Annotated in this window: 21 protein-coding genes; 13 read left to right on the plus strand and 8 right to left on the minus strand. The window is 65.0% G+C overall.

The genetic code is table 11. The annotated features are described in order from the left end of the window. Window positions 1-12 precede the first annotated feature (12 nt). The 4 genes from K0S66_RS04035 to K0S66_RS04050 form a co-directional block, all read right to left on the minus strand. A complete protein-coding gene (locus K0S66_RS04035; protein ID WP_301074026.1) occupies window positions 13-696 on the minus strand; it encodes a PepSY-associated TM helix domain-containing protein in 684 nt (227 codons plus the stop codon). A 111-nt stretch (window positions 697-807) separates the two neighbouring features. Further along, complete coding sequence (gene ppc / locus K0S66_RS04040; protein ID WP_301074027.1) at window positions 808-3477, minus strand: phosphoenolpyruvate carboxylase; 2670 nt, start codon at window positions 3475-3477, stop codon at window positions 808-810. 32 nt (window positions 3478-3509) lie between these two features. Next, a complete protein-coding gene (locus K0S66_RS04045) occupies window positions 3510-3920 on the minus strand; it encodes a hypothetical protein (protein WP_301073860.1) in 411 nt (136 codons plus the stop codon). Window positions 3921-3943: 23 nt separating this feature from the next. After that, window positions 3944-4513: an HNH endonuclease gene (locus K0S66_RS04050; RefSeq protein WP_301073861.1), complete on the minus strand. Its 570-nt coding sequence runs from the start codon at window positions 4511-4513 to the stop codon at window positions 3944-3946. 98 nt (window positions 4514-4611) lie between these two features. On the opposite strand from K0S66_RS04050, the gene K0S66_RS04055 reads away from it, so the two are divergent. From K0S66_RS04055 to egtD, 5 genes are all read left to right on the plus strand, one after another. Next, a complete protein-coding gene (locus K0S66_RS04055) occupies window positions 4612-5415 on the plus strand; it encodes an enoyl-CoA hydratase-related protein (RefSeq protein ID WP_301073862.1) in 804 nt (267 codons plus the stop codon). A 56-nt stretch (window positions 5416-5471) separates the two neighbouring features. Then, a complete protein-coding gene (gene gluQRS, locus K0S66_RS04060) occupies window positions 5472-6299 on the plus strand; it encodes a tRNA glutamyl-Q(34) synthetase GluQRS (protein WP_301073863.1) in 828 nt (275 codons plus the stop codon). A gap of 9 nt (window positions 6300-6308) precedes the next feature. After that, window positions 6309-6545 carry a twin transmembrane helix small protein gene (locus K0S66_RS04065; protein ID WP_301073864.1) on the plus strand — a complete coding sequence of 79 codons (237 nt, stop codon included), beginning with the start codon at window positions 6309-6311 and terminating at the stop codon, window positions 6543-6545. Window positions 6546-6710: 165 nt separating this feature from the next. Then, window positions 6711-7964, plus strand: coding sequence for an ergothioneine biosynthesis protein EgtB (egtB, locus tag K0S66_RS04070; protein WP_301073865.1), 1254 nt, complete (start codon window positions 6711-6713; stop codon window positions 7962-7964). A gap of 58 nt (window positions 7965-8022) precedes the next feature. Continuing rightward, entirely contained in the window at window positions 8023-9000 is a 978-nt protein-coding gene (egtD, locus tag K0S66_RS04075; RefSeq protein WP_301073866.1) for an L-histidine N(alpha)-methyltransferase, read from the plus strand. Window positions 9001-9071: 71 nt separating this feature from the next. Here egtD and kynU read toward each other — a convergent pair whose 3' ends face one another. The 3 genes from kynU to K0S66_RS04090 form a co-directional block, all read right to left on the minus strand. Continuing rightward, a complete protein-coding gene (gene kynU, locus K0S66_RS04080; RefSeq protein WP_301073867.1) occupies window positions 9072-10316 on the minus strand; it encodes a kynureninase in 1245 nt (414 codons plus the stop codon). 8 nt (window positions 10317-10324) lie between these two features. Beyond that, complete coding sequence (locus K0S66_RS04085; protein WP_301073868.1) at window positions 10325-11146, minus strand: tryptophan 2,3-dioxygenase family protein; 822 nt, start codon at window positions 11144-11146, stop codon at window positions 10325-10327. A gap of 75 nt (window positions 11147-11221) precedes the next feature. Further along, the gene (locus K0S66_RS04090; protein ID WP_301073869.1) at window positions 11222-12559 is read right to left on the minus strand and encodes an MFS transporter; all 1338 of its coding nucleotides are present in this window, start codon (window positions 12557-12559) and stop codon (window positions 11222-11224) included. Window positions 12560-12753: 194 nt separating this feature from the next. On the opposite strand from K0S66_RS04090, the gene K0S66_RS04095 reads away from it, so the two are divergent. The 4 genes from K0S66_RS04095 (at window position 12754) to K0S66_RS04110 (ending at window position 16068) form a co-directional block, all read left to right on the plus strand. Continuing rightward, window positions 12754-14283: a sensor domain-containing diguanylate cyclase gene (locus tag K0S66_RS04095; protein WP_301073870.1), complete on the plus strand. Its 1530-nt coding sequence runs from the start codon at window positions 12754-12756 to the stop codon at window positions 14281-14283. A 40-nt stretch (window positions 14284-14323) separates the two neighbouring features. After that, on the plus strand, window positions 14324-14659 hold the full coding sequence (locus K0S66_RS04100; RefSeq protein ID WP_301073871.1) for a hypothetical protein: 336 nt from the start codon (window positions 14324-14326) through the stop codon (window positions 14657-14659). A gap of 48 nt (window positions 14660-14707) precedes the next feature. After that, window positions 14708-15481, plus strand: a complete 774-nt coding sequence (locus tag K0S66_RS04105; protein ID WP_301073872.1) for an SDR family oxidoreductase — start codon at window positions 14708-14710, stop codon at window positions 15479-15481. Window positions 15482-15606: 125 nt separating this feature from the next. Beyond that, window positions 15607-16068, plus strand: coding sequence for a hypothetical protein (locus tag K0S66_RS04110; protein WP_301073873.1), 462 nt, complete (start codon window positions 15607-15609; stop codon window positions 16066-16068). Window positions 16069-16148: 80 nt separating this feature from the next. On the opposite strand, the gene K0S66_RS04115 is transcribed toward K0S66_RS04110, so the two are convergent. Continuing rightward, complete coding sequence (locus tag K0S66_RS04115) at window positions 16149-16400, minus strand: hypothetical protein (protein WP_301073874.1); 252 nt, start codon at window positions 16398-16400, stop codon at window positions 16149-16151. Window positions 16401-16725: 325 nt separating this feature from the next. Here K0S66_RS04115 and K0S66_RS04120 point away from each other — a divergent pair, with 325 nt between their 5' ends. From K0S66_RS04120 to K0S66_RS04135, 4 genes are all read left to right on the plus strand, one after another. After that, window positions 16726-17673: a bile acid:sodium symporter family protein gene (locus tag K0S66_RS04120; RefSeq protein ID WP_301073875.1), complete on the plus strand. Its 948-nt coding sequence runs from the start codon at window positions 16726-16728 to the stop codon at window positions 17671-17673. 172 nt (window positions 17674-17845) lie between these two features. Beyond that, the gene (locus tag K0S66_RS04125) at window positions 17846-19213 is read left to right on the plus strand and encodes a DUF6538 domain-containing protein (RefSeq protein ID WP_301073876.1); all 1368 of its coding nucleotides are present in this window, start codon (window positions 17846-17848) and stop codon (window positions 19211-19213) included. After that, window positions 19210-20652: a hypothetical protein gene (locus K0S66_RS04130; protein ID WP_301073877.1), complete on the plus strand. Its 1443-nt coding sequence runs from the start codon at window positions 19210-19212 to the stop codon at window positions 20650-20652. Before K0S66_RS04125 ends, K0S66_RS04130 begins: the two co-directional genes overlap by 4 nt. Before the next feature lie 266 nt (window positions 20653-20918). Beyond that, window positions 20919-21542, plus strand: coding sequence for a hypothetical protein (locus K0S66_RS04135; protein ID WP_301073878.1), 624 nt, complete (start codon window positions 20919-20921; stop codon window positions 21540-21542). Window positions 21543-22002: the final 460 nt, after the last annotated feature.

Genomic DNA, 22002 nt, shown 5'->3' on the forward strand with positions numbered 1-22002 from the left:
GCGGCCTCCCTCTTAATGGATCAGGAATACGGCCAGGAGCAGCGGGACGAGCAGGCTCGTCGCCACCAGCGGCCAGGTTGATGGGCGATGGCGAGCATGCAGCTGAAGCAGCAGGAGCCCGGTCAGCGTGAAGACGATGCACACCGCCGCGAAGACGTCGATGAACCAGAACCAGGCATCGCCGGTGTTCCGTCCCTTGTGCAGATCGTTGAGGTACGAGATCCAGCCACGCCACGTCCTTTCGGCGCTGATCGCACCGGTCGTCCGATCGATGCTGACCCAGGCGTCCTGGCCGGGGCCCGGCATGGCGACATAGACGTCCTCGTCCGACCATTCCGCCGCGCGCCCCGCGGGATCAAGCGCGACGGCGGCAGCCACCGCCTCCGCTACGCGCGGCGGTAGCGGCGCAGCCGCGGCGTGGTCACCGCGCAATTCGGCGAGGCGCGGCGGCGGCAGCATCGCCTCCACCTGAGTCACCTTGGGTTCCGCGCCGATCGAGGCGGCGTGATTAAGCGTGATGCCGGTGATGGCAAACAACAGCATCCCCGCCAGAGAGACGGCGGCGCTGACCCAATGCCAGGTGTGCAGTTGCTTCAGCCAGAAGGAACGGGCCTTCTTGCGAGAACGGGACGCCGGCTGCTGGCGGGCCGCTGATGCGCGAGCGTCAGCTGCAGGTGCCGCCGCTGGTCGCTCCATCACCGTGTCCGTTTCGATCGCCGTCATTCCACCGCTCAGCAGGCATAATCGCCTCGCCTTCGGTCGCTATGACAAACGCGAATAATTCGCAACAGCAATCTCACCCAGCGGTTACCCGGAGTTGCGCAGCGCGGTGGCGATGGCGTTGATCGACAGCAAAATGCCCTCGGCGATACGCAGATCATCTTCGCCAGCGCGATGGCGGCGCATCAATTCGATCTGCAGCAGGTTGAGCGGCTCGATATAAGGAAGTCGCAAGCGGATCGACGCGTCGAGCGCCGGATGCTTCTCCAGCAAGCGCGACTGACCGGTGACTTCCAGAAGCCCGTCACAGGTCTGCTGCCAATCGTCCCGGATCCGCCCGAAGATACGCGCCCCAAGCTTCTCGTCCTCCACCAGTCCGGCATACCGTTCGGCAATACCCATGTCCGATTTGGCGAGCACCATCTCCATATTGGCCAGCATCGCCCCGAACAGCGGCCACCCCTCCGCCATGTCGGCGAGCAACGCCTTATCTTCGAACGCCGCGAGCGCGTGCCCGACGCCGTACCACCCGGGCAGCATGACGCGCGCCTGCGCCCAGCTGAACACCCAGGGAATCGCGCGCAGATCCTCGATCCGCTGGGATTTCTTCCGGCTCGCCGGTCGGCTACCGATCTTCAGCCCGGAGATTTCCGCGATCGGCGTCATCTGGCGGAAGAAGGAATTGAAGCCTTCGGTGCCGTAAACAAGGTCGCGATAGGCGTGAAACGCGGTGTCCGACAGCTTGTCCATCGCCGCCGCGAACGTCTCATTCTCCGTGTTGGACAGCGGTGCGGGCGACAGGCTCGCCAGCAGCGTGGCGGACGTCATCGCCTCCAAATTGGTGATCGCGCTTTCACGCGTGCCGTACTTGCCGGCGATCACCTCCCCCTGTTCGGTGATCCGGATCCGACCCTGCACCGTGCCGGGAGGCTGCGCCCGGATCGCCGCAAAGGCCGACCCACCGCCACGACCCACCGCGCCGCCGCGGCCGTGGAACAATTGCATGCCCACGCCCGCCGCCTCAAACACCGGTTTCAGCGCGGTAGAAGCTTTTGAAAGCTGCCAGCCGGAGGTGAGATAGCCGCCGTCCTTGTTCGAATCGGAATAGCCGATCATCACTTCCTGATGGCCGCGTGCTCGGGCGATCGCCGCCACCTCCGGCAGGGCGAACCAGGCACGCATGATCGTGGGCGCGGCTTCCAGATCGCCGATCGTCTCGAACAGCGGAACCGCCATCACCGCCGCGTGGGGCGGATCGCCGGGGACGTATAGGCCCGCTTCCTTCAGCAGCAGATGCACCTCGAGCAGGTCGCTGACCGATTCGCACATCGACACGATATATTGCCGGATGCTTGCTGACCCGTAGGTCGCATGCGCCTCGGCCACGGCGGCGACGATCTCCAGTTCCTTAGTCGTTTCTTCGGAATAGGTGATGAAGCGGCTGGTGAGCCCCCGCGCGCTGGCGAGTTCGCGATTGAGCATCGCGACGCGTTCGGCCTCGTCCAGGGCGAGGTAGTCGTCGCAGACACCGGCGTTCTTGAGCAGCTCGGCGACCACTCGCTCGTGCACCGCGCTGTTCTGCCGCAGGTCGAGCGTCGCGAGGTGGAAGCCGAATACCTCGACCGCGCGGATCAGCCGCCCAATCGCTCCGCTGCTGGAGAGCAGCCCGCCCGCGCCCTCAGACAACGGGCGCGCAAGCGTGACAAGATCGGCGCGCAAGGCAGCGGGGTCGGGATAGGGCGCGGCGACACGCGCCGCAGGGCGCGGCGGAGGCGTTCCGACGAGCTTCTGATAGGTGGCGGCCAACCGCGCATAGATTCCGGACAGGGCGCGCCGATAAGGTTCGTCGCTGCGGCTGGCGCCAGTATCGCCGCTTGCCTCTGCCAGCGCGATCACCGCCTCGTCGATCGTCGCATGATCCGACGAGATCGACAGTTCCGTGCCGAGTGCGTGCAGTTCATCGAGATAATAGCCGAGTGCAGCGGCAGACGCCTTTGACAGCGCCGTGCGCAACGAATCGGCGGTCACATAAGGATTGCCGTCGCGATCGCCGCCGATCCAGCTTCCCGGCTTGAGGAATGCCGGCAGGCGCCGTCCCATGGCGCGGTCCCAACGCTGGTACAGCGCAGGGATGACCGGCAGGAACACGTCGCGCAGATAGCTGAGCGCGGTTTCCACTTCGTCCGTGACGTACAGGCGTTCCCGCCGCAGCACGCGCGTCTGCCACAGCAAGGCGACCTGCCGCATGATCGCCTCGTCGATGCGGTCGCCAGCGGGGGTTTCCTCCGCACCCGAATCGCGCAGCGCCATCAGCGCCGCAATCCGATTGCGATGGTCGATCATGCTTTTGCGGCGCACCTCGGTGGGATGCGCCGTCAGCACGGGCGCAATCAGCGCATGGTCGAGCAGCGCGCAGACCTGATCGTGGTCGACGCCCTCCGCAGCGAGCCGCTCCAGCGCGGAGGCGACGTCCGCACCCTCTTCTGCCGCGACGCCCTGTCGATCTTCGGCCAGGTTCGCCAGCATCGAGAACAGCATGAATCCGCGGACGAAATCGAGCGTTTCATCAAGCGATAGCGCGTCGAGGTGATGGTCCACCGGTGCGCCGCCGCCGCGATGGCGATCGACCGACGCCGACCGGATCGCCTCCGTCGCCGCGAACAACCGTTCGCCCCCCATCTCGCGAATGACGTCACCGAGAACCCGGCCGAGATAGCGGATATCATCGGTGTTGGTGACAGGGGGGAGACCGTTCATCTCATCATGCTGCACCGCACCCGCTGTCATGGTCAACGCGCAGATTGGTCAGTTGCCGTAGCGGCAGCACGCTCGCGCTGCTGCCGGCGGTAGGTTTCGCGTTCTTCACTGGTCAGCGTCCGATCCCTGTTCAGATCGTTGCGATCGAACCAGTCGAGCAGCATGTCGCCCCATTCCTGTGCACTCAGCGCGCCGTCGCCATTTTTGTCGCCGCGCGCGATCATTGGCTGCAGCCGTTCAGGCAGCTCGTCAGGTGTGATCTTGTCGTCGCGGTTGACGTCATTCTCGTGAAAACGGCGCTCGATCTCGCTGCCGAAATCAAGTCGAGAGGTGACTGTTGGGGGGCTGTAGTTGGCGGCGGCAGCCGTTTCCTCATCCTCGTCCCGCGCGCCGCAAGCGGCCAGAAGCGGCACCAGCGCCGCGGCGACGATCCATGATCGCATTACCTTTTCATCCTCCCTCAAGATCAGGCTTCGAGCTCAACGTCCCAATAAAGCCAATCGTGCCATGTCTCGTGGAGATAGTTAGGCGGAAAACTGCGCCCATGTTCCTGCAAATGCCAGCTGGTCGGCCGGATCGGTTCGATATGGAGCGGCATCCCGGCCTGCTTCGGGGTCCGCCCACCCTTGCGCAAATTGCATGGGGCGCAGGCCGTGACGACATTTTCCCAGGTCGTCCGGCCACCCTGCGCGCGCGGCACGACATGGTCGAAGGTCAGATCGCGCATGTGGCCGCCGCAATATTGGCAGGCGAAGCGATCGCGCAGGAACAGGTTGAAACGGGTGAACGCCGGGAATTGCGACGGCCTTACATATTGTTTGAGCGCGATGACCGAGGGCAGGCGCATCGTGCGGTTCGGGCTTCGCACCTCCCGCTCGTAATGCGCGACGATCGCCACGCGATCGAGAAACACTGCCTTGACCGCGGTCTGCCACGGCCAGATGCTGAGCGGATAATAGGATAACGGCGTGTAATCGGCGTTCAGCACGAGCGCCGGGCACGAGTCCGGATGGCGGATCAGATCGGGATGGAACAAGCGCGCTCCCCTTCGATACCGTGTCGCCGGACGTCTCGCGTCCCGCGATGACGCCATGATGACAGCCCGGGAAAAGCCGGGTCAAGGGGAGAGGACGAATGAACGACGAGACGAGCGAGAGCGTCACCTATGAAGTGGCGGATCACATTGCCACGATCACGCTTAATCGGCCGGCGCGGCGCAACGCGCTGAACTGGGACGCCTATGCGAAGCTGGAAGCGGCCTTTCGTCGCGCAGTGACCGACGAGGACGCACGGTGCGTGATCGTGACCGGGGCGGACCCGGCGTTCTGCTCGGGTGATGACGTCGGCGAGATCATGGCCGGGCCGGATGCCTTCGCCAAGCGCAAGGCGCCACCGGTGGTCCGCTATCAACCCACCCCCGCCGCGATGGCCGCGCTGGAATGCGACAAGCCGGTGATCGCTGCAGTGAACGGCGCGGCGGTCGGCTGGGGCATGGAGTTGGCACTCTATGCCGACATCCGCGTCGCCTCCGACAAGGCAAAATTCGCCGAGCTGTTCATCAAGCGCGGGCTCGTCTGTGACGTGGGCGGCTTCTACCGCCTTCCCTCCATCGTGGGACCCGCCAAGGCCGCCGAGCTCCTTTTCACCGGCGACGTGATCGACGCGGCCGAGGCGCAGCGCATCGGGTTGGTGCGCGAGGTCGTGCCGCATGGCGATCTTCTGCCGGCAGCCCGGGCTCTGGCCACCCGCATCGCGGCGAACCCGCCGCTGGCGCTGCGCTACATGAAGGAAGGGCTGCGGCGGGCCGCTTACGGCGATCCGCGCGACTTGGGCGGCTGGGCGATCGAGACGATCCGCCGACTGATGGCGACCGAAGATCACAAGGAAGGAGTTGCTGCGTTCATGGAAAAGCGCGAGCCGGTATTTAGCGGGCGCTGAGGCGGAAAGAAGCGGCGGGGTTGCCGGGGCGGCCAAAGCTTCGCACATCGCCCAGCGTGATCGTCAGCCGCTTCGCCCCCTCCCCGACCGGCCGCCTGCACCTTGGCCATGCCTGGTCCGCCATCTTGGCGCATGATCTCGCCCGGAGCCGAGGCGGGCGCTTTCTGCTGCGCATCGAGGATATCGACGGCACGCGCAGCCGGCCTGAGCATATTGGAACGATCAAGGACGACCTGACCTGGTTGGGCTTGTCGTGGGACGGGCCGGTCGTCCACCAATCGGATCGCCTGCCCGCCTACGCCGCCGCGCTGGATCGGCTGCGCGACATGGGTCTGCTGTACCGTTGCTATTGCACCCGCGCAGAGATTGCTGCCGCCAGCCTGTCAGCCCCACACGGAGCCGAGCCGGTATATCCAGGAACCTGTCGAGGGCGGGATGAAACAAGCGACCGGCCATTCTGTTGGCGGATCGACATGGCACAGGCGGTCGAGCGCGTTGGACCCCTGACCTGGCATGACCACGGCCAACTGATCCGCGCCGATCCGCTGTCCGCCGGCGATGTCGTTCTCGCGCGCAAGGATGCGCCAGCGAGTTACCATCTGGCGGTCACGGTTGATGACGCCTGGCAGAACGTGAGCGACGTGGTGCGCGGCCGCGATCTGTTTGCCGCGACCCATGTGCACCGCTTGCTGCAGGAACTGCTCGAGCTCCCGACGCCACATTACCACCATCATGACCTTCTGATCGGAGCCGATGGACAGCGGCTCGCGAAGCGACATGGCGCGCCCACGCTGGCCGCGATGCGCGAGAGTGGCGTGGACGGTCTCGTGATCGCCGCCGATCTGCGCGCAGGACGGGTTCCCAATGGCCCTCTCACCGCCTAGATTGGGGCCATGCAGACGTTTCTGGTCATCCTCCTGGTCGCGGCGCTCATTGCGACGCTTGTCGCTTTGATCCGCGGGATCGTCGCGTTTCTGCAGAACGCAAGCGCAGAGGCGCGAGGAACTGGCCAGACCGGGCCGACGGCAGGCCAGCTGAAGTCCAATCGAATGATGCAGCAGCGTATCCTATTCCAGGCGCTGGCGATCCTTGTGGTCGTGGTGATGCTGTTCGCGGCGGGCCGAAACTAACCCGGCACGTTCGGCTGGCGAGACGTTGAACAAAAATCCCGGTGGCTCGTTTGTTTTCCTGATCCAGATCAGCGGTAGGGGACATTTTCCCTGCTGCGCTTTGCCTGTGCGCTGATCGCCGCGGCGATAGTGTCCGGCTGGCGCTTTCTGGGGGGAGAGCACAGGATGCACCTGCGTCACGCGCCGAACGAAGACCGAATTGCCGAACTCTATCGGTCGACGCGGGCGCTGACCGACGCCCTTGCCGCACCGCTTAGCGATGCCGACTCCACCGTTCAGTCGATGGACGATGCGTCGCCAGCCAAATGGCATCTGGCGCACACCAGCTGGTTCTTCGAGACGTTCGTGTTGCGCGACCATATCGCCGGTTACCGGTTGCATGATCCTCGATTCCCGTTCCTGTTCAACAGCTATTACGAGGCCGAGGGTCGCCGCCATGCGCGCGCGCGTCGCGGCATGGTGACCCGCCCAACGCTCGACGAGGTCCGCGGCTATCGCGCCGCGGTTGACGCCGCGCTGCTGGCAGCGCTGCCCGGACTGCCGCCGGAAGCGCGCACACTGGTCGAACTGGGCTGTCATCATGAGCAGCAACATCAGGAGTTGCTGGTCACCGATATCCTGCATCTTTTTGCCGAAAACCCGCTGGAACCTGCGCTGTGGCCGGCCGCACCGAAAGTGCCCGTCGGGGTGCCGGCGCCGATCACCTGGATCGAACAAGGTGAGGCGATCATCGACATCGGTCATGACGGTGACGCCTTTGCCTTTGACTGCGAAGGGCCGCGCCACCGCGCGCTGGTCGCGCCGCATGCGATAGCCAGCCGCACGGTGACCAATGGCGAATGGCAGCAGTTCATTAGCGACGGCGGCTATCGCGATCCCCGCTGGTGGCTGTCCGATGGATGGGCATGGGTTCAGCGCGAGCGGATCGCCGCACCGCTGTATTGGGAGGAGCAGGACGGGGTGTGGACCCGCTTTGGCCTCGACGGGCGGCGCGCGGTCGACCCCGCAGCCCCGGTCACTCATGTCAGCTTCTTCGAGGCCGATGCCTATGCCAGTTGGGCAGGCGCGCGATTGCCAACCGAGTTCGAGTGGGAAGCCGCTGCGGCGGGCCATGACCCCGCAGGCGGCAACCAGATGGATGAGGCAGGGCCCGTGGAGCCACGCCCCGCGGCAAAGGCGCCCGCGTTCTTCGGCGATGTGTGGGAATGGACCGGCAGCGCCTACCGCCCCTACCCCGGCTTCGCTCCAGCCGATGGCGCCGTGGGTGAATACAACGGCAAGTTCATGAGCGGGCAGTTTGTCCTGCGGGGTGGGTCGTGCGCGACGCCGCGCGGCCACGCCCGCGCCAGCTACCGGAACTTCTTCTATCCGCACCAGCGCTGGCAGTTCACCGGCGTCCGGCTCGCGAAGGACATCTGAGAACGGCCGCGACCGCACGCCGGTCGCGCCGATCGACATCAATTGGAAAGGGACGTTGATGCTGAAGCCGGAAATCGAGGACGGACAAGCCTCGCTGGCAGATCCGCAGTTTCGTGCGGACGTGCTTAGCGGGCTGGAACGCCGCCCTCGCGCAATTCCGGCGCGGTGGTTCTACGATCGCCAGGGCTCCGAATTGTTCGAGGATATCACGCAGCTGCGGGAATATTATCCGACGCGGACCGAAACGGGAATCTTGCGTGATATCGCTGCCGATCTTGCGGCGCGCGTCCCGCGCGGATCGGCGCTGGTAGAATTCGGCTCGGGTTCGTCAACCAAGACCCCGCTGGTCATCGATGCCGTTCGGCCATCTGCCTATGTGCCGATCGACATTTCGGGCGACTTCCTGCGCGATTCAGCACGGGATTTATCCACCCGCTACCCCGACCTGTTCGTACTCCCGTTCGAAGCGGATTTTACCCGGGCACTCACATTGCCCCGCACGATCGAAACCGCGCCGAAGCTGGGCTTCTTTCCAGGTTCGACAATTGGAAACCTGATCCCGCTGGCGGCGGTGGACCTGCTGCGCGCGATGCGCGCGTCGCTGGGCCAGGGGGCGCAGCTGCTGATTGGCATGGACAGGATCAAGGACGCCGCGGTGCTCGAGCGCGCCTATGACGATGCCGCTGGCGTTACCGCGGCGTTCAATCTCAATCTGCTCGCCCGCATCAATCGCGAACTCGACGGCACCATTCCCGTTGATGCGTTTCGCCACCGTGCGATCTGGAACGATGACCGCGCGCGGATCGAAATGCATCTGGAAGCGACGCGGGAAGTCGCGTTCACCGTCGAGGGCCGGCCCTTCACGATGGCTGCCGGGGAGACGATCCATACCGAGAACAGTCACAAATACGGCCCGCGCGACGCCCGTATCCTGCTTCGCGCGGGAGGCTGGACCCCGGTTGCCGAGTGGACCGACCCGGAAAGCCGGTTTGCCGTGATCCTCGCGGAGGCACAGCCTGAGCGCCCCGCCCCGTGACCGTCGGCAATCACTGCGGGCGGTGACGGGGAGGGAACCCATGGGGCGGGCTAATTTGCCCGCCCAGCACGTCAGGTAACCGCCGCCCTCGCCGCGAACGCTGGGTCGCGCCATGCGCCCTCCTCCATCACGGCGGCGAGCAGTTCGACCGCCTGCCAAACGTCTTCGAAGCTGGTGTAGAGGGGCGTCAGGCCAAGGCGGAGAACGTCCGGTGCGCGGAAATCGCCAACGACACCGCGTGCGATGAGCGCCTGGCAGATTTCCCACGCGTGTGGATGCGCGATACTGACGTGGCTGCCCCGTGCGGCGGGATCACGCGGCGTGACCAGGCTGAAGCCATGGCGGACACAGCGCGCCTCGATCCCCGCGATCAACAGGTCGCCAAGCGCTCTGCTCTTCGCGACAAGCTGTGCCATCCCGGTTTCGCCGAAGGTGTCGAGCCCGGCGTCGAGCGCGCTCATCGCCAGAATCGGCGGCGTGCCGCACAGGAAGCGACGGATACCGGGGGCCGGGGCATAATCGTCGCCAAAGTCGAACGGCGCGGCATGGCCCATCCAGCCGGACAGCGGGGACGACAGCGTCTCCTGCACGGATCGCGCGACAAAGAGGAACGCGGGAGCGCCGGGGCCACCGTTGAGATATTTGTAGCCACAGCCGATGGCCAGGTCGACGCCGCATCCGTTCAGATCCACGTCAACGGCACCAGCGCTATGACTGAGATCCCACAGGATCAACGCGCCAGCGCGATGCGCCGCCGCCGTGATCGCGGCCATGTCCAGCATCGCGCCAGTCTTGTAATGCACATGAGTCAACAGGACGACCGCGGTGTCGGCATCGATTGCCGCCGCGATCTCCTCTGCTGCCATGGTCCTGACGCGTCGATCGGGCATCATCTGCGCGACGCCGTTGGCGACGTAGAGATCGGTGGGAAAATTCCCGGGTTCGGTCAGGATCGTTCCACGATCGGGCCGGGCAGCGCACGCCGCGGCCAAAAGCTTGAACAGATTAACCGAGGTGGAGTCGGCGACGATGACCTCGTCAGCAGCCGCGCCGATCAGCGGGGCGATGCGCGCGCCGAGCCGGGCGGGGGCGTCGATCCAGCCATTCTTGTTCCAGCTAGAGATAAGGTCGCGGCCCCATTGCCGGGTCACCGTATCGGCAATGCGGTCAGCGGTCGCGCGAGGCAGCGCGCCGAGCGAGTTGCCATCGAGATAGATCATACCCTGCGGCAGCGCGAAGCGCGCGCGGCGGTCGCGTAGCGGATCGCTCGCATCCCACGATCGGACGGTATCGAGATCCGGCCATTCACCCGTCATCTGCACGCTCACAACACCGCCCTCACCGTCAGCAATTCGGGGAAGAATATCTGGTCGATCACCTTCGCCAAATACGGGACCCCGGCTGTCCCACCGGTTCCACGCTTGAAGCCGATCACGCGCTCCACAGTCTTCAGATGGCCGAACCGCCAGAGTTGAAAGCGATATTCCAGATCGACCAGCTTCTCGGCCAGTTCATACAGGTCCCAGTATTTATCGGGTTCGGCATAGACGCGGCGCCAGCACGTCTCGACGCCCGGTGAAGCAACATAAGGCGTTGAAAAGTCGCGGTTCAGTCGGTCCTCCGGCACCGGCAGTCCGGCGCGGGCGAGCGCGCGCAGCGCCTCATCATAGATGCCGGGCTTCGTGAGCACGTCCTGCAGCATGGCCTGAAGCGGCGGCGCATCGGAGAAGACGTCGATCATCGCCGCGTTCTTGTTCCCCATCAGGAATTCCATCGCGCGATATTGGTGCGACTGGAACCCGGAGCTGGTGCCCAGCTTGCCGCGCATCGCGGAGTAATCAGCCGGGGTGATCGTGGCCAAAATCTCCCAACTACCGATCAGTTGCTGCTGCACGCGGGCGACGCGAGACATCATCTTGAAAGCGGTGTCGAGGCGCGATCCGGCGATCGCGTCGCGCGCCGCGGTCAATTCGTGCAGGCACAGTTTCATCCACAGTTCCGATGCCTGATGGATGACAATGAAGAGCATTTCGTCATGCGTTCCCGACAGTGGCGTCTGGCACGCCAGCAGCTCGTCCAGGCGCAGATAGCTCGAATAGCTCGGGCCCTTTTGAGGGGGGGTGTCGGGATCGTTTTGGGTGTCCATCGGCCTGTCTCTAGCCGCTTTTGGCCGATCTTCTCCATCCCCCGGCCAGTTCCGTAGGTGCGGAATCCCGGCCGCTCAGCGTGCTCCCGCGGCGAGGCGCTGGGCATCCGCCTGATCGATCGTGATCAACGCAACGCCGCGCGTCTCGCGCATCAGCAGCGCCGCAACCAGGCTGACGGTTGCGCTGCCGGCGATGTAGAGTGCGAGCAGCAGCCAGCCATCGTGCGCGCGCAGGATCGCGGTGCCGATCAGCGGCGCCCAGGAGCCGGCAACAATCGCCGTGACCTGATAGCCGAGTGAAACGCCAGAATAGCGCATCCGCGTCGGGAACATCTCGGTCATGATCGCGGGTTGGGGCGCATACATCAGCCCGTGGATGGCAAGGCCGACGATGATCGCGGCCAGCATGGTCGCGGTGTCACCGGTATCAAACATCGGAAACGCCGCGAACGGCCAGGCGATCGCCAGTGCCGCGCCTGCGATGTAGACCGGGCGGCGACCGATGCGATCCGCGAGCAGCCCGGCCGCCGGGATCGCGAGGACATGTACCACATGACCAAGGAACAGGAGCGTCAGGATCCGCCCCGTCCCGATGCCGCGCACACTGAGGTACGTGATCGAGAAGGTCACGACCATGTAGTAGAGAATGTTTTCGCCAAAGCGCAGCGCCATCGCCGTGAGCAGCGACCGGGGATAACGGCGGAACACGTCGACGAGGCCATAGTCGCCGGCATGGTCGGCCTGTTCCCGCGCAGCCTGGAACAGCGGCGAATCGCTGACCTGCGTCCGGATGTAATAGCCGATGACGATGATGATCACCGACAGCCAGAAGGCGACCCGCCAGCCCCAGGCGAGGAATGCCTCGTCCGAGAGCGTGGCTGACAAGAGCAGCAGCACCAGCGTGGCGAGCAGATTGCCGAGCGGCACGCCGGCCTGGGGGAAGCTGCCCCAGAACCCGCGACGATCATCGGGGCTATGCTCCGTGACCAGCAGCACCGCCCCGCCCCATTCGCCGCCGAGCGCAAAACCCTGGATGAAGCGCAGCGTCACCAGCAGCGCGGGCGCCCAATATCCAATGCTGGCATAGCCGGGCAGGCATCCCATCAGGAAAGTGGAGGCCCCGATCAGCACAAGGCTGACCTGAAGCAGCGACTTTCGACCGATACGATCGCCAATATGGCCGAAGACCACCCCACCAAGCGGGCGGGCGATAAAGCCGACCGCATAGGTCGCGAAGGCGGCGATGATCCCGTCGAGGCTGTTACCGGTCGGCGGAAAGAAGAGTTTGCCGAAAACCAGCGTCGCGGTGGTACCGTACAGAAAGAATTCGTACCATTCGACAATGGTGCCCGCCATGGAAGCACCAACGACGCGACGAAGATAAGCGGAATTAGCCGCACCGGGAGCGTTCATGCCGCCTTTCTAGCGTGGTAGCGCGCCTTTGCCAGTATAGCCGCCAGCAACAATGGGCAGCCCGCGACGCCCTGGACGATGTCGTGCGGTTCAACTGGAAGCGTTTACACAAAACAACATATTGCAAAGGTTAACCGGCTGGCGCAGGCGCCGTCGTCACCGTAAATTTACGGTTACACTCTAACGGACCGCGCATGTCCTTTTCCGCCGCGCCATCAGCAGACGTCAGTGAGCGTCGCGCGGAGACGCGCGATGCGACGTCGATGCGCGATCGGCTGGGCGCAGGCGCGCGGGCGCTGGCAATCATCGGATTGGCGGTATTCGCGGCCAGCGTCGTGGGTCTGGCGACCCGGCACGCCTTTTCCGTTTCCTTCTGGCCCGCCAATGCCCTGCTTGCCGGATTGATGCTGCGCCACCGCGCCTTTCATTGCCCATCCGGCTGGGTCGGCGCGTTGGTCGGGTTCATTGCCGCCGACCTGCTCTTCGGACGGTCGCTGCCGATGTCGGCGATGTTCGCGGCCACCAACCTTCTGGGATCGCTGGCCGCGGCGATTTTCCTGATGCGCCTCGATCCCAGCGATCTGGCGCTGCAGCGCGTCCACTCCGTCCTGCGGATCGTGGTGTTGTTGCTGCCCGCGTGCCTAGTCGCCGGGTTATGCGGCGCGGCGCTCGTGGTCGTCGCGTTCGACGGTTCGCCGGCGCAGACGCTGCTGACCTGGCCCGCGGGCGACCTGGTCAATTACCTGATGGTCCTGCCGGCGATCCTGAACTTTCCCGTACGCCGGATCACCCCCCAACAACTGTGGCGTTGCATCCGGGCGAACCGGGCGCCGCGCTGGCCGATCCTGCTGCTGCTGGCATCCTGTATCGCGGCCATTCAGTTCGACGGGCCGGGCAGCATCATGTTTCCGATGCCGGGACTGTTGCTGTGTGCGCTGACCTACAGCGTCCCCACGACGGCGGTTATCACCATGGGCATGGGGATCGCCTGCATGACCGCGATCGGCCTTGGCGTGGTCGACATCGGGCAGGACATGGCGAACCCGCACAATGTGGTGTCGGTTCGCATCGCAGTCGCCTTCCTGGTGCTGGTGCCGCTGACCATCAGCAGCGCAATGGCAGTGCGCGACGCGCTGTTGGATCAGTTGCGTGAAGCCGCCAACCACGATCCGCTCACAGGATTGCTCAACCGCCGGGCGTTCGAGCACAAGCTGCGCAAGCGATTGGCGGCGATGCGTGACCACGGTGGCCGTCTGGCGGTGCTGTGGCTCGACATCGATCATTTCAAGCGGATCAACGATCAGCACGGCCATCTGGCCGGGGACGCGATGCTGCAATTGTTCGCCAAGACGGCGCGCGATTGCTGCCGGGAAAGCGATCTGCTCGCGCGGCTGGGGGGCGAGGAGTTCGCCGTGGTTGCGCGCGTCGACGATGCGCAGGACGCCGAGGCGATCGCCTTGCGGCTGCGCGATGCCTTTGCCGCGCAGCGGATCTTCTGGAATGCGCGAATGGTCAATGCGACGGTCAGCATTGCCGCCTGCTACCTCGATCGGGCTCCCGACGATCACGCCGATCTGTTCAAGGATCTGGACGAGGTGCTGTATCGCGCCAAGCGCAAGGGCCGCAATCGCGTGGAATGGCTGAACGACCTGCCGCAGCCGCCGGCCGATCCGTCCGGAGCGGGGGAAGTAGATGACGCCGCGCCCTGGGTGGCGATGATCTGAACGGTTGCGCTCCCGCCGGCCGCGCCGCAGAAGCAGCGCGATGGATTATGTGGCGCTGAAGAATGTTGTGGCGACGCTGATCACGCCGGCCAACCCGGATGCGCTGGCGCATGTTCACGGCGGCATGGCGGTGCTGCTGCTGGCGCGGCTGATCACGCGCCGGTCGCTGGCAACCCCGATACCGCTGGCCTGTGTCGCCGCGCTCCAACTGCTGAACGAGTGTATCGACCGCTACAATCACGGATCGTGGCGCTGGCCCGACACCATCGCCGACACGGTCAATACGCTGTTCTGGCCGACGGTGCTGTTCATCGGGCTGCGCTGGCGCCGTGAACGCCAGGCTGGCACATCAACCGAGCAACTGCCCGCCACCTAGCCACGGCAACAATGCCGGGCCACGATGCGGGACAAAGGAGAGGATCGCATGGACCTGGGGCTTTCGGGCAAGACCATTTTTGTCGCCGGCGGCAGCCGCGGGATCGGACTGGGCATCGTGGAAGCGTGCTTGGCGGAGGGCGCGAACGTGGCGCTGACCGCGCGCGGCGCGGCCGCCTTGGCAGCGACGCATGATGCGCTCGCCAGCCGCTTCGGTGCCGATCGGCTGTGGAGCGCGGCCGCCGACATGACCGATCCCACCGCGGTTGAGGAGACGATGGCGGCGGCCGAGGCGGCGCTTGGGCCATTATGGGGGGCGGTCGCCAATGTCGGGCTTCATCCCTGCCCGCCCGGCTTCGACATCGACGATGACACGTGGCGCGGGGGGATGGCGCAGAACCTGGATTCGGCCTTCTTCCTGGCGCGCGCGGCGTTGCGGCGGCTGACCCCGCGCGGCGAGGGATCGGTGCTGATGATCGGATCGATCGCCGGACTGGCGGCGCTGGGAACGCCAATGACCTATGGCACGGCAAAGGCGGCGCTGGGGCACTTATCGAAGGAACTGGCGGTGATCGCCGGACCGTCGGGCGTCCGGGTCAACACGATCGCGCCGGGCAACATCATCTTTCCCGGCGGCGATTGGGAGGAAAGATCGACCGGGCCGCGATCGGAATCGTGGTGGCGCTGGATCCGGCGGGAAGTGCCGCTGCAACGCTTTGGTACCCCGGACGAGATCGGCCGGGTGGCGGCCTTCGTGCTCAGCCCGATGGCAAGCTTCGTCACCGGGGCGATCATCCCTGTCGATGGCGGTCAGGATCGCTGACGAGCCGCCTATCGTTTCCGGGTGCGGGGTTCAAAAAGCGGTAGCGACCGCTAAGGAGCGCGTCCGCGCGCGATGACGCAGATGCCGTGCGCGGGTGGAAGGCCCGAGCAGGAAGGAACGGCGGCATGGTACACAGGAGCTGGGGGGCGCCGGCTGGCGCCGGCACTGAGCAGCGCGATCCCGCGCGCGCGCTCCAAACGCGACCGGTCGGCACGCCGTCGGATGACACACGCTTGGCTGACACGCAGGGGAGCAGCGGCGACCCGGTTCTGGCGCGGCTCGAAGCACGTGCCGCGGAGCGCGCAGCCGCAGCACAGGCGCGCGAGGCGCTGCGGCAAGAGCGCCGCCGCGCGGATGCCGAACTCACCGCCGCCGATCCACACCGCGCTGCCGAGCAGCGGCGCCGGGGATCGGGACGCAAGGATATCGTGCGCGAGCAACGCGACACGTCAGGCTATACGATGATCGTGGAACGCCAGCGCGTTCGCGCACTGGCCGCCCGGGGTGCCTCGGCGGCCAGCCTGGCTGCCGCGTTCAACCTGCCGATCGAGGAGATCGAGGGAATGCTGGCGTGCGCCGAGGAGTAGGCCGCGGCGGTATCGTTCGAAGAAAAGCGGTGCCGAAACACCAACGGCGGTGAGGCGAGCCGCCCCACCGCCGCGTCAGATCAGTTGCTGTCCGAATCGTCGTCCTTGTCGGCGATCAGCACGATGCCGCCGATGACGATTGCCGCTGCCAGAACTGCAGCGATGACGCCGCCACCAGCGACCGCACGATCAGACTTGCCCGTTGCCGCACCAGCGCGCGCCGACGAGGCAACCGACAGCTTCGATGCCGGGGCGGCAGCGGTTGCCGCGGTGGCCGAGATCGGCGCAAGAACAAGTGCACTGGCCGCGAGGCCGGAAAGTATCTTCATCATCCTGTTTTCTCCTTTTCGAGGCGCGGCCGAAGCCGCCGCGTATAGCAACGTGAGAGTGCCTGCAAAGTGGCACCGGCGCCACGATTATCAACGGCGACTGCGTAATTCCCACAATGCTGTTGTTCCGCTGCATCAGGAACCACACACCTTAAAATAGAGTTAGCGGCGCGAAAGAAGAACTTGTCGGCGGAGTGACACCGGTGTCGGTAGAGCGGCGGTGGGTCCGAAATTTGCCTTGTGCTAAGCACCGCCCGCCCGCTCACCGCGCGCGACAAAGAGGAAAATCGTCCTGCTTTCTGCCATCCGCAAGATCGATCGCTACAGCATGCTGCTTCTCGCCACCGTGCTGGTCGCCTCGCTACTGCCGTGCCGAGGCGAGGGCGCGCGGTTGTTTGGGATACTGACGACCGCGGCGATCGCGCTGCTGTTCTTCCTGCATGGCGCAAAGCTGTCGCGCGAGGCGATCGTGCAGGGGCTCACCAACTGGCGGCTTCACCTGGTGGTTCTGCTGATCACTTTCGGCCTGTTCCCGCTGCTCGGCATCGGGACGGCGGCGGTGGCGGGCCAGGTGCTGACACCGTCACTGGCCACTGGCCTGCTGTTTCTCACGCTGCTGCCGTCCACCGTACAATCGTCCATCGCCTTTACCGCAATGGCGCGCGGCAATGTGCCGGCCGCGGTATGCAGCGCCTCTGCCTCAAACCTGCTGGGCATCGGGCTGACCCCGCTGCTCGTGGCACTGCTGATCGGTGGCGAGGCCAAGGTGGCCGGGGACGAGATCTGGACAATCGTGTTCCAGCTGCTGGTGCCATTTGTCGCCGGGCATCTCTCCCGCCCGCTGACGCGCGGCTTCGTCGCGCGGCATTCCACGCTGGTGTCGATGGTGGATCGCGGGTCGATCCTGCTGGTGGTCTATACCGCCTTCAGCGCAGCCGTAGTCGAAGGGCTCTGGTCAGGGTTGCCGATCTGGCAGCTGATCGTGCTGAGCATCATTTGCGCCGTGTTGCTGGCAATCATCATGCTGGCCACCGCATGGATCGCGCGCCGGCTGGGCTTCGACCGCGCGGACCGGATCGCGATCATGTTCTGCGGATCGAAGAAGAGCCTGGCGTCGGGCGTGCCGATCGCCGGCGTCCTGTTCCCCGCGGCCCAAGTGGGACCGATCATCCTGCCGGTCATGATCTTTCACCAGATCCAGCTGCTGGTCTGTGCCCATCTGGCGCAGCGTTACGCGCGTGAGGAGGAGACAACGCCGGCACCCGTGACGGCGTGATCCGCCGAAGCGGTGGAGATGATATCGGCAGAGCGGTGGCGGAGACGGAGGGAGTGTGCGCCGTATAGATCAGAAGGCCTTGAAATCGTTGAATAGCAAGTGGTTGTGGACTTGCAACGGGGTACACGCGCGGGGTACGCGGGAGGTACACCAAACCCTCAACGAGTTCTGAATGGCGTCAAACAAGCCCCGCCTCGGGCAGTATCTCGAATGGCACCGAGGCTCGATCCGCGTCACCGTCCCTGTCCCGAAAGACCTCCAGCCATTCTTCGGCGCAACTCGGTTGAAACGAGCGTTGAAAACTGACAGCCCGGCGAATGCCGAGCGGATCAAGCACGCCGTAATCCATGAGCTCAAGGCGAGCTTCACTGCCGCCGAGCGCCCGACTTCCATAGCTGACGAGGCTCAGGGATGGCGGACCGATCTGGAATGCAAAGAGGATTGGCGCGAGCGGGAGGCGCTTGAGTTCGTCCTGTTGGAGCGCGCCGAGGAGCTTCAGGCGAAAGCAGGATGGCAGGCGGCGCGAGAGTTCGTCGATATCGCTCAGGGGCGCATCACACCCATCAGTTCCATGCTCGACGTCTACTTGGCGACGTGCGGCTTGGCTCCGCGCACGGTGGACGGCATCCGCCGCACTGTCCGAGTGTACGAGGAATGGGCTGGCGCCAATTTCGCTCCAACGGCTGTAGAGCGCATTGATCGCAAGGTGGCGGGTCGGTTTGTCACAGACCTCCTGACACGCATGGAGCCACAATCTGCGGGAACCTACACCAAGTTCCTGTCGGGGTACTGGCGGTTCTTGGAGGGCAAGGGCTACGCTCCCGAAAATCCTTGGTCCCGACAGCTCGACGGCGTGAAGCAGGCCCGTCGCAGGCGCTCCGCGCTTCTGGACCCGGCTGGGATCAGTGCAGGAGGGAAGCGTCCCTACACGGACGGAGAGGCGGCCAAGCTGCTCTTCGCACAGGCAGAAGGGACCGTGGACCGGCGAACGCTCGACCTTGTTTGGATTGGTGCATTTTCAGGCATGCGAATCGAGGAAATCTGCGGGCTCCGCGTCAGCCACTGCGCCGATGGCTGGTTCAGCGTGAACGCTGACAGGCGAGGCAAGACCGATGCCGCGCGGCGGCGCGTGCCAGTGCATGCAGAACTGGCAGGCATCATCGAGCGCAGATCCAAGGGGAAGAAGCCGGGAGATTATTTGTTCGACGACCTGCCTGAACCCGAAGTGGGCTCGATAAGGGAGCGGTCCATGCCCGCGAGCAAGGCCTACACTCGCTTCCGGCGGCGCTTGGGGATCGACGAGCGCGCTGAGGGGCAACGGCAGTCGAACGTCGACTTCCATAGCTGGCGACGCTGGTTCATCCGCAAGGCTAAGGATGCCGGACAAGAGCCGTGGACCATCGCGGACGTCGTCGGCCACGACACCAGCGACCTTCCCCTAGGGCTCACCATGGGGCGCTATCCCGGCCGAGCGAACGACGAAGCGCTGCGGGCGTGTGTGGCAAGTGTGGTGCCCCCCCAACGCGAGGACCAGGCTTGACCTCGCCCTCGCTGGAGAGCGAGCAGCCGTCCTACGCGGAGCGCCCGCACCTCACGAACTGTCGCTTTATCCGATGGGATCGTGTGGCCCGCGCCGATACCGCCCGGAACGCCTTGGGAGCCCTCCTCCGCGAGTTCGACGCGTGGGAGCCGCCGCGCAGGCGCGCCCGCAAAGCAAAGGACCAGGCGCGTCTGGAAGCCGCCCTGGAGGCAATCGTCCTCGAGCTGTTCTGGTGTGCCCAAGAGGACCCTGAGACGTTCCTGGCGTATCCCAGAGGCACCAGCGAGTTTGGCCCAGGCCGAACACCTGAGCGCATCACGGCCTCAGCGGCTCGAACGGTCGCGGAGTTCCTGCAAGCGGCCGAACTCGCGACGGGGACGCCAGGGTCGTACATGCGGAAGACCGTGGGCGAGCTTTCCACCGGTCGCGGCTATCGTTCGCGACTACGAGCGACAGGCAAACTGATGGGCCTGCTGGATGCGCACGGGGTCACATGCGACGCCATCGACACGGCACCGCTGGAGACTACAATCCGACTGCGCGGCCGAGCGCCCGACCGTAACTCCGCCAAGCCGCTGTTGGGCTTCACTGAGACACCCGAGGTGGCCGTGATGCGGGCGCGGGTTGACGCTGCAAACGCGCTGCGGCTGCAAGCACGTCTCGAACTCGATTTGACCGGCCCTGCCGCCGTCCCCACCCCGCCGCAAGTCAGGGACACCGAGGGGCGGGGCGAGGAGGAATACGTCGACGCGTCGGACCTGTCGGCGGTCCAGCTCTACCGCGTGTTCAACAACGGGAGCTGGGAACAGGGTGGCCGCTTTTACGGCGGCTGGTGGCAGCGACGGCCCAAGGCGGAGCGTGCCCGAATACTGATCGACGGAGAGGTGACGGTCGAGCTGGACTACAAGGCCTTCCAGCCGCGCATTTGCTACGACCTTGAGCGCGTGCCGCTGCCCACGACAACAGACCCACATCTGATCCCCGGCTACGACCTGCCGTACCGAGAGGCCGCGAAGCGTGCCTTCGGACAGCTCCTTAACTCGGACGCGGAGACCGCCCCCAGGCGCCCCAAGGAATTCTTGAGGCTGTTCAAGAGGGTGAAGGACTACAGGGCGTTCCTGGAGGCCTTGGAGGATAGCTATGGGGCCGTGCGGGGATGGTTGCGGCAGGGACGTGGGTTGGAGATGCAATACATCGATAGCCAGATTGCGGACGAGGTCATGCATCGGCTGACGGTCCAAGGCATCCCCGTCCTCCCAATCCACGACAGCTTCATCGTCCCGCTCTCAGCAGAGGTAGACTTGGGGGTGGCCATGATCACTGCTTACCGGGACGTCCTGACCGAGCGAACAGGCACACCCGCCCTCCCCGTTATCGACGGCTGGTCCAGGCCCCACGTCGTGACCCGCGTGCAGGAGCGGCTTCCTTCACTCGACTGAAGCACCAGATCTGGGGGGGCTTGGAGGAGGAGCTCCCAAGGGCGCCAGACGGCACAACCAACAGGCACCCACATAGCATACCCGGAGCCGTAAGGCAGGCCTGCTCCCGTCCCCCTCCTGTGCAGCAATCCTCCTGTGCAGCAAGGTGTGCAGCTGGTCGTTGGAAGTGGATGGATGATCGGTCAGTGAGAGGCTTGGCCCGCTCTGGCTATCCTTCCGTTGCCCGACAAATTGAACACTGGTAATTTACCTGGCGGGGGAGAGGAATGACACAGCGGGCAACACGCGAAGATCTGCTGACCATCTTAGGCCTGCTGATCGCGGGCTTGGTCATTGGCATCATACTGGCGTGGGCCATGTCGCTGCTCGGCATGGGCCTCGATTTTGTTGGGCTCACAGGCAAGCGCGCCAGAGGAGCTTACCTGCGTGAGCATCCATGGGAGGCCGGGGCGACTATTGGGAGCATGCTTGGTGTGGTCCTCGCAGGATCGGCGGTTCTCGAGCTCCGCAAGAAGATCGGCTGGAGGGGTATGGTGCCAAGCTGGATTTGGCCTTCGACGCAGAAGGTGGAAACAACGGTCGCTGTTCGTCTTGGTCGGGTGCTTCACTGGATCAGCGTCGGAATCGCTTCCACTGCCCTCGTCCTCGCAGTGGTGATCTGGTTCGACCAGACCAGCCGGGTGCCGGTCGCAGAACGAGAGCACGCCGCATGGGAGGCTCGCCATCCGGTCGGTCCAGATGGCTACCGTACTGGTCGCGACACCTATGGGGCTGATCCGGAGCCCTACATTCCCACAGTCGACTACGGAACGGCAGCGGGGATAACGGTGTTCGCGGCGCTGTGTGCCCTGTTCGGACGAGGGCTGCGATACATCATCGCTGGCGAATGAATCAGATTCACCGTCGCAACGGCAACGAAGCCACCGTTGGCCCTGTCGGACATCCTCGTCGGATCAGAAATAATCCTCATCTCTAAAGGGGAAGGCTGGGTCGGTGCGCAGCATTGGAGAAGCCAGTTATCGCCTTCCTTGGAGACACAGGCCAGCGGGGTCTGCCGTCAATTTCGAGGTACATTGACCGGAGGCATCGAAGGGCGAATTACTGCCCACTCTTGGACAGGGAAGCGGCCACGGTGACTCACTCCAGCTAAAAAAATTCGAGGCGGTATGGCGTATGCTAACGCTGGCTCCCTACCCCCCGCCCGGGGGTTCGGCCAGAAACCGCCGGTCCGCTGTGGGGCGGATAAGGGAGGCCCCAAGGGCTCAGACGTGCCTGCCTGATGCCCATTCCGCCACCTTGGTGGGAGTACGTTGCGGGAGTGGCGAGCTACAGCGCGAACGACTAGGGGAT

It is taken from the genome of Sphingomonas sp., from assembly GCF_029239295.1.
Lineage (GTDB): Bacteria > Pseudomonadota > Alphaproteobacteria > Sphingomonadales > Sphingomonadaceae > Sphingomonas.

Excerpts from the sequence above, each read along its gene's own strand:
- K0S66_RS04035 (WP_301074026.1), bottom strand. The coding sequence starts at position 696 with ATGGAGCGACCAGCGGCGGCACCTGCAGCTGACGCTCGCGCATCAGCG.
- ppc (WP_301074027.1), bottom strand. The coding sequence starts at position 3,477 with ATGAACGGTCTCCCCCCTGTCACCAACACCGATGATATCCGCTATCTC.
- K0S66_RS04045 (WP_301073860.1), bottom strand. The coding sequence starts at position 3,920 with ATGCGATCATGGATCGTCGCCGCGGCGCTGGTGCCGCTTCTGGCCGCT.
- K0S66_RS04055 (WP_301073862.1), top strand. The coding sequence starts at position 4,612 with ATGAACGACGAGACGAGCGAGAGCGTCACCTATGAAGTGGCGGATCAC.
- K0S66_RS04065 (WP_301073864.1), top strand. The coding sequence starts at position 6,309 with ATGCAGACGTTTCTGGTCATCCTCCTGGTCGCGGCGCTCATTGCGACG.
- egtB (WP_301073865.1), top strand. The coding sequence starts at position 6,711 with ATGCACCTGCGTCACGCGCCGAACGAAGACCGAATTGCCGAACTCTAT.
- egtD (WP_301073866.1), top strand. The coding sequence starts at position 8,023 with ATGCTGAAGCCGGAAATCGAGGACGGACAAGCCTCGCTGGCAGATCCG.
- kynU (WP_301073867.1), bottom strand. The coding sequence starts at position 10,316 with ATGACGGGTGAATGGCCGGATCTCGATACCGTCCGATCGTGGGATGCG.
- K0S66_RS04085 (WP_301073868.1), bottom strand. The coding sequence starts at position 11,146 with ATGGACACCCAAAACGATCCCGACACCCCCCCTCAAAAGGGCCCGAGC.
- K0S66_RS04090 (WP_301073869.1), bottom strand. The coding sequence starts at position 12,559 with ATGAACGCTCCCGGTGCGGCTAATTCCGCTTATCTTCGTCGCGTCGTT.
- K0S66_RS04095 (WP_301073870.1), top strand. The coding sequence starts at position 12,754 with ATGTCCTTTTCCGCCGCGCCATCAGCAGACGTCAGTGAGCGTCGCGCG.
- K0S66_RS04100 (WP_301073871.1), top strand. The coding sequence starts at position 14,324 with ATGGATTATGTGGCGCTGAAGAATGTTGTGGCGACGCTGATCACGCCG.
- K0S66_RS04105 (WP_301073872.1), top strand. The coding sequence starts at position 14,708 with ATGGACCTGGGGCTTTCGGGCAAGACCATTTTTGTCGCCGGCGGCAGC.
- K0S66_RS04110 (WP_301073873.1), top strand. The coding sequence starts at position 15,607 with ATGGTACACAGGAGCTGGGGGGCGCCGGCTGGCGCCGGCACTGAGCAG.
- K0S66_RS04115 (WP_301073874.1), bottom strand. The coding sequence starts at position 16,400 with ATGATGAAGATACTTTCCGGCCTCGCGGCCAGTGCACTTGTTCTTGCG.
- K0S66_RS04120 (WP_301073875.1), top strand. The coding sequence starts at position 16,726 with ATGCTGCTTCTCGCCACCGTGCTGGTCGCCTCGCTACTGCCGTGCCGA.
- K0S66_RS04125 (WP_301073876.1), top strand. The coding sequence starts at position 17,846 with ATGGCGTCAAACAAGCCCCGCCTCGGGCAGTATCTCGAATGGCACCGA.
- K0S66_RS04135 (WP_301073878.1), top strand. The coding sequence starts at position 20,919 with ATGACACAGCGGGCAACACGCGAAGATCTGCTGACCATCTTAGGCCTG.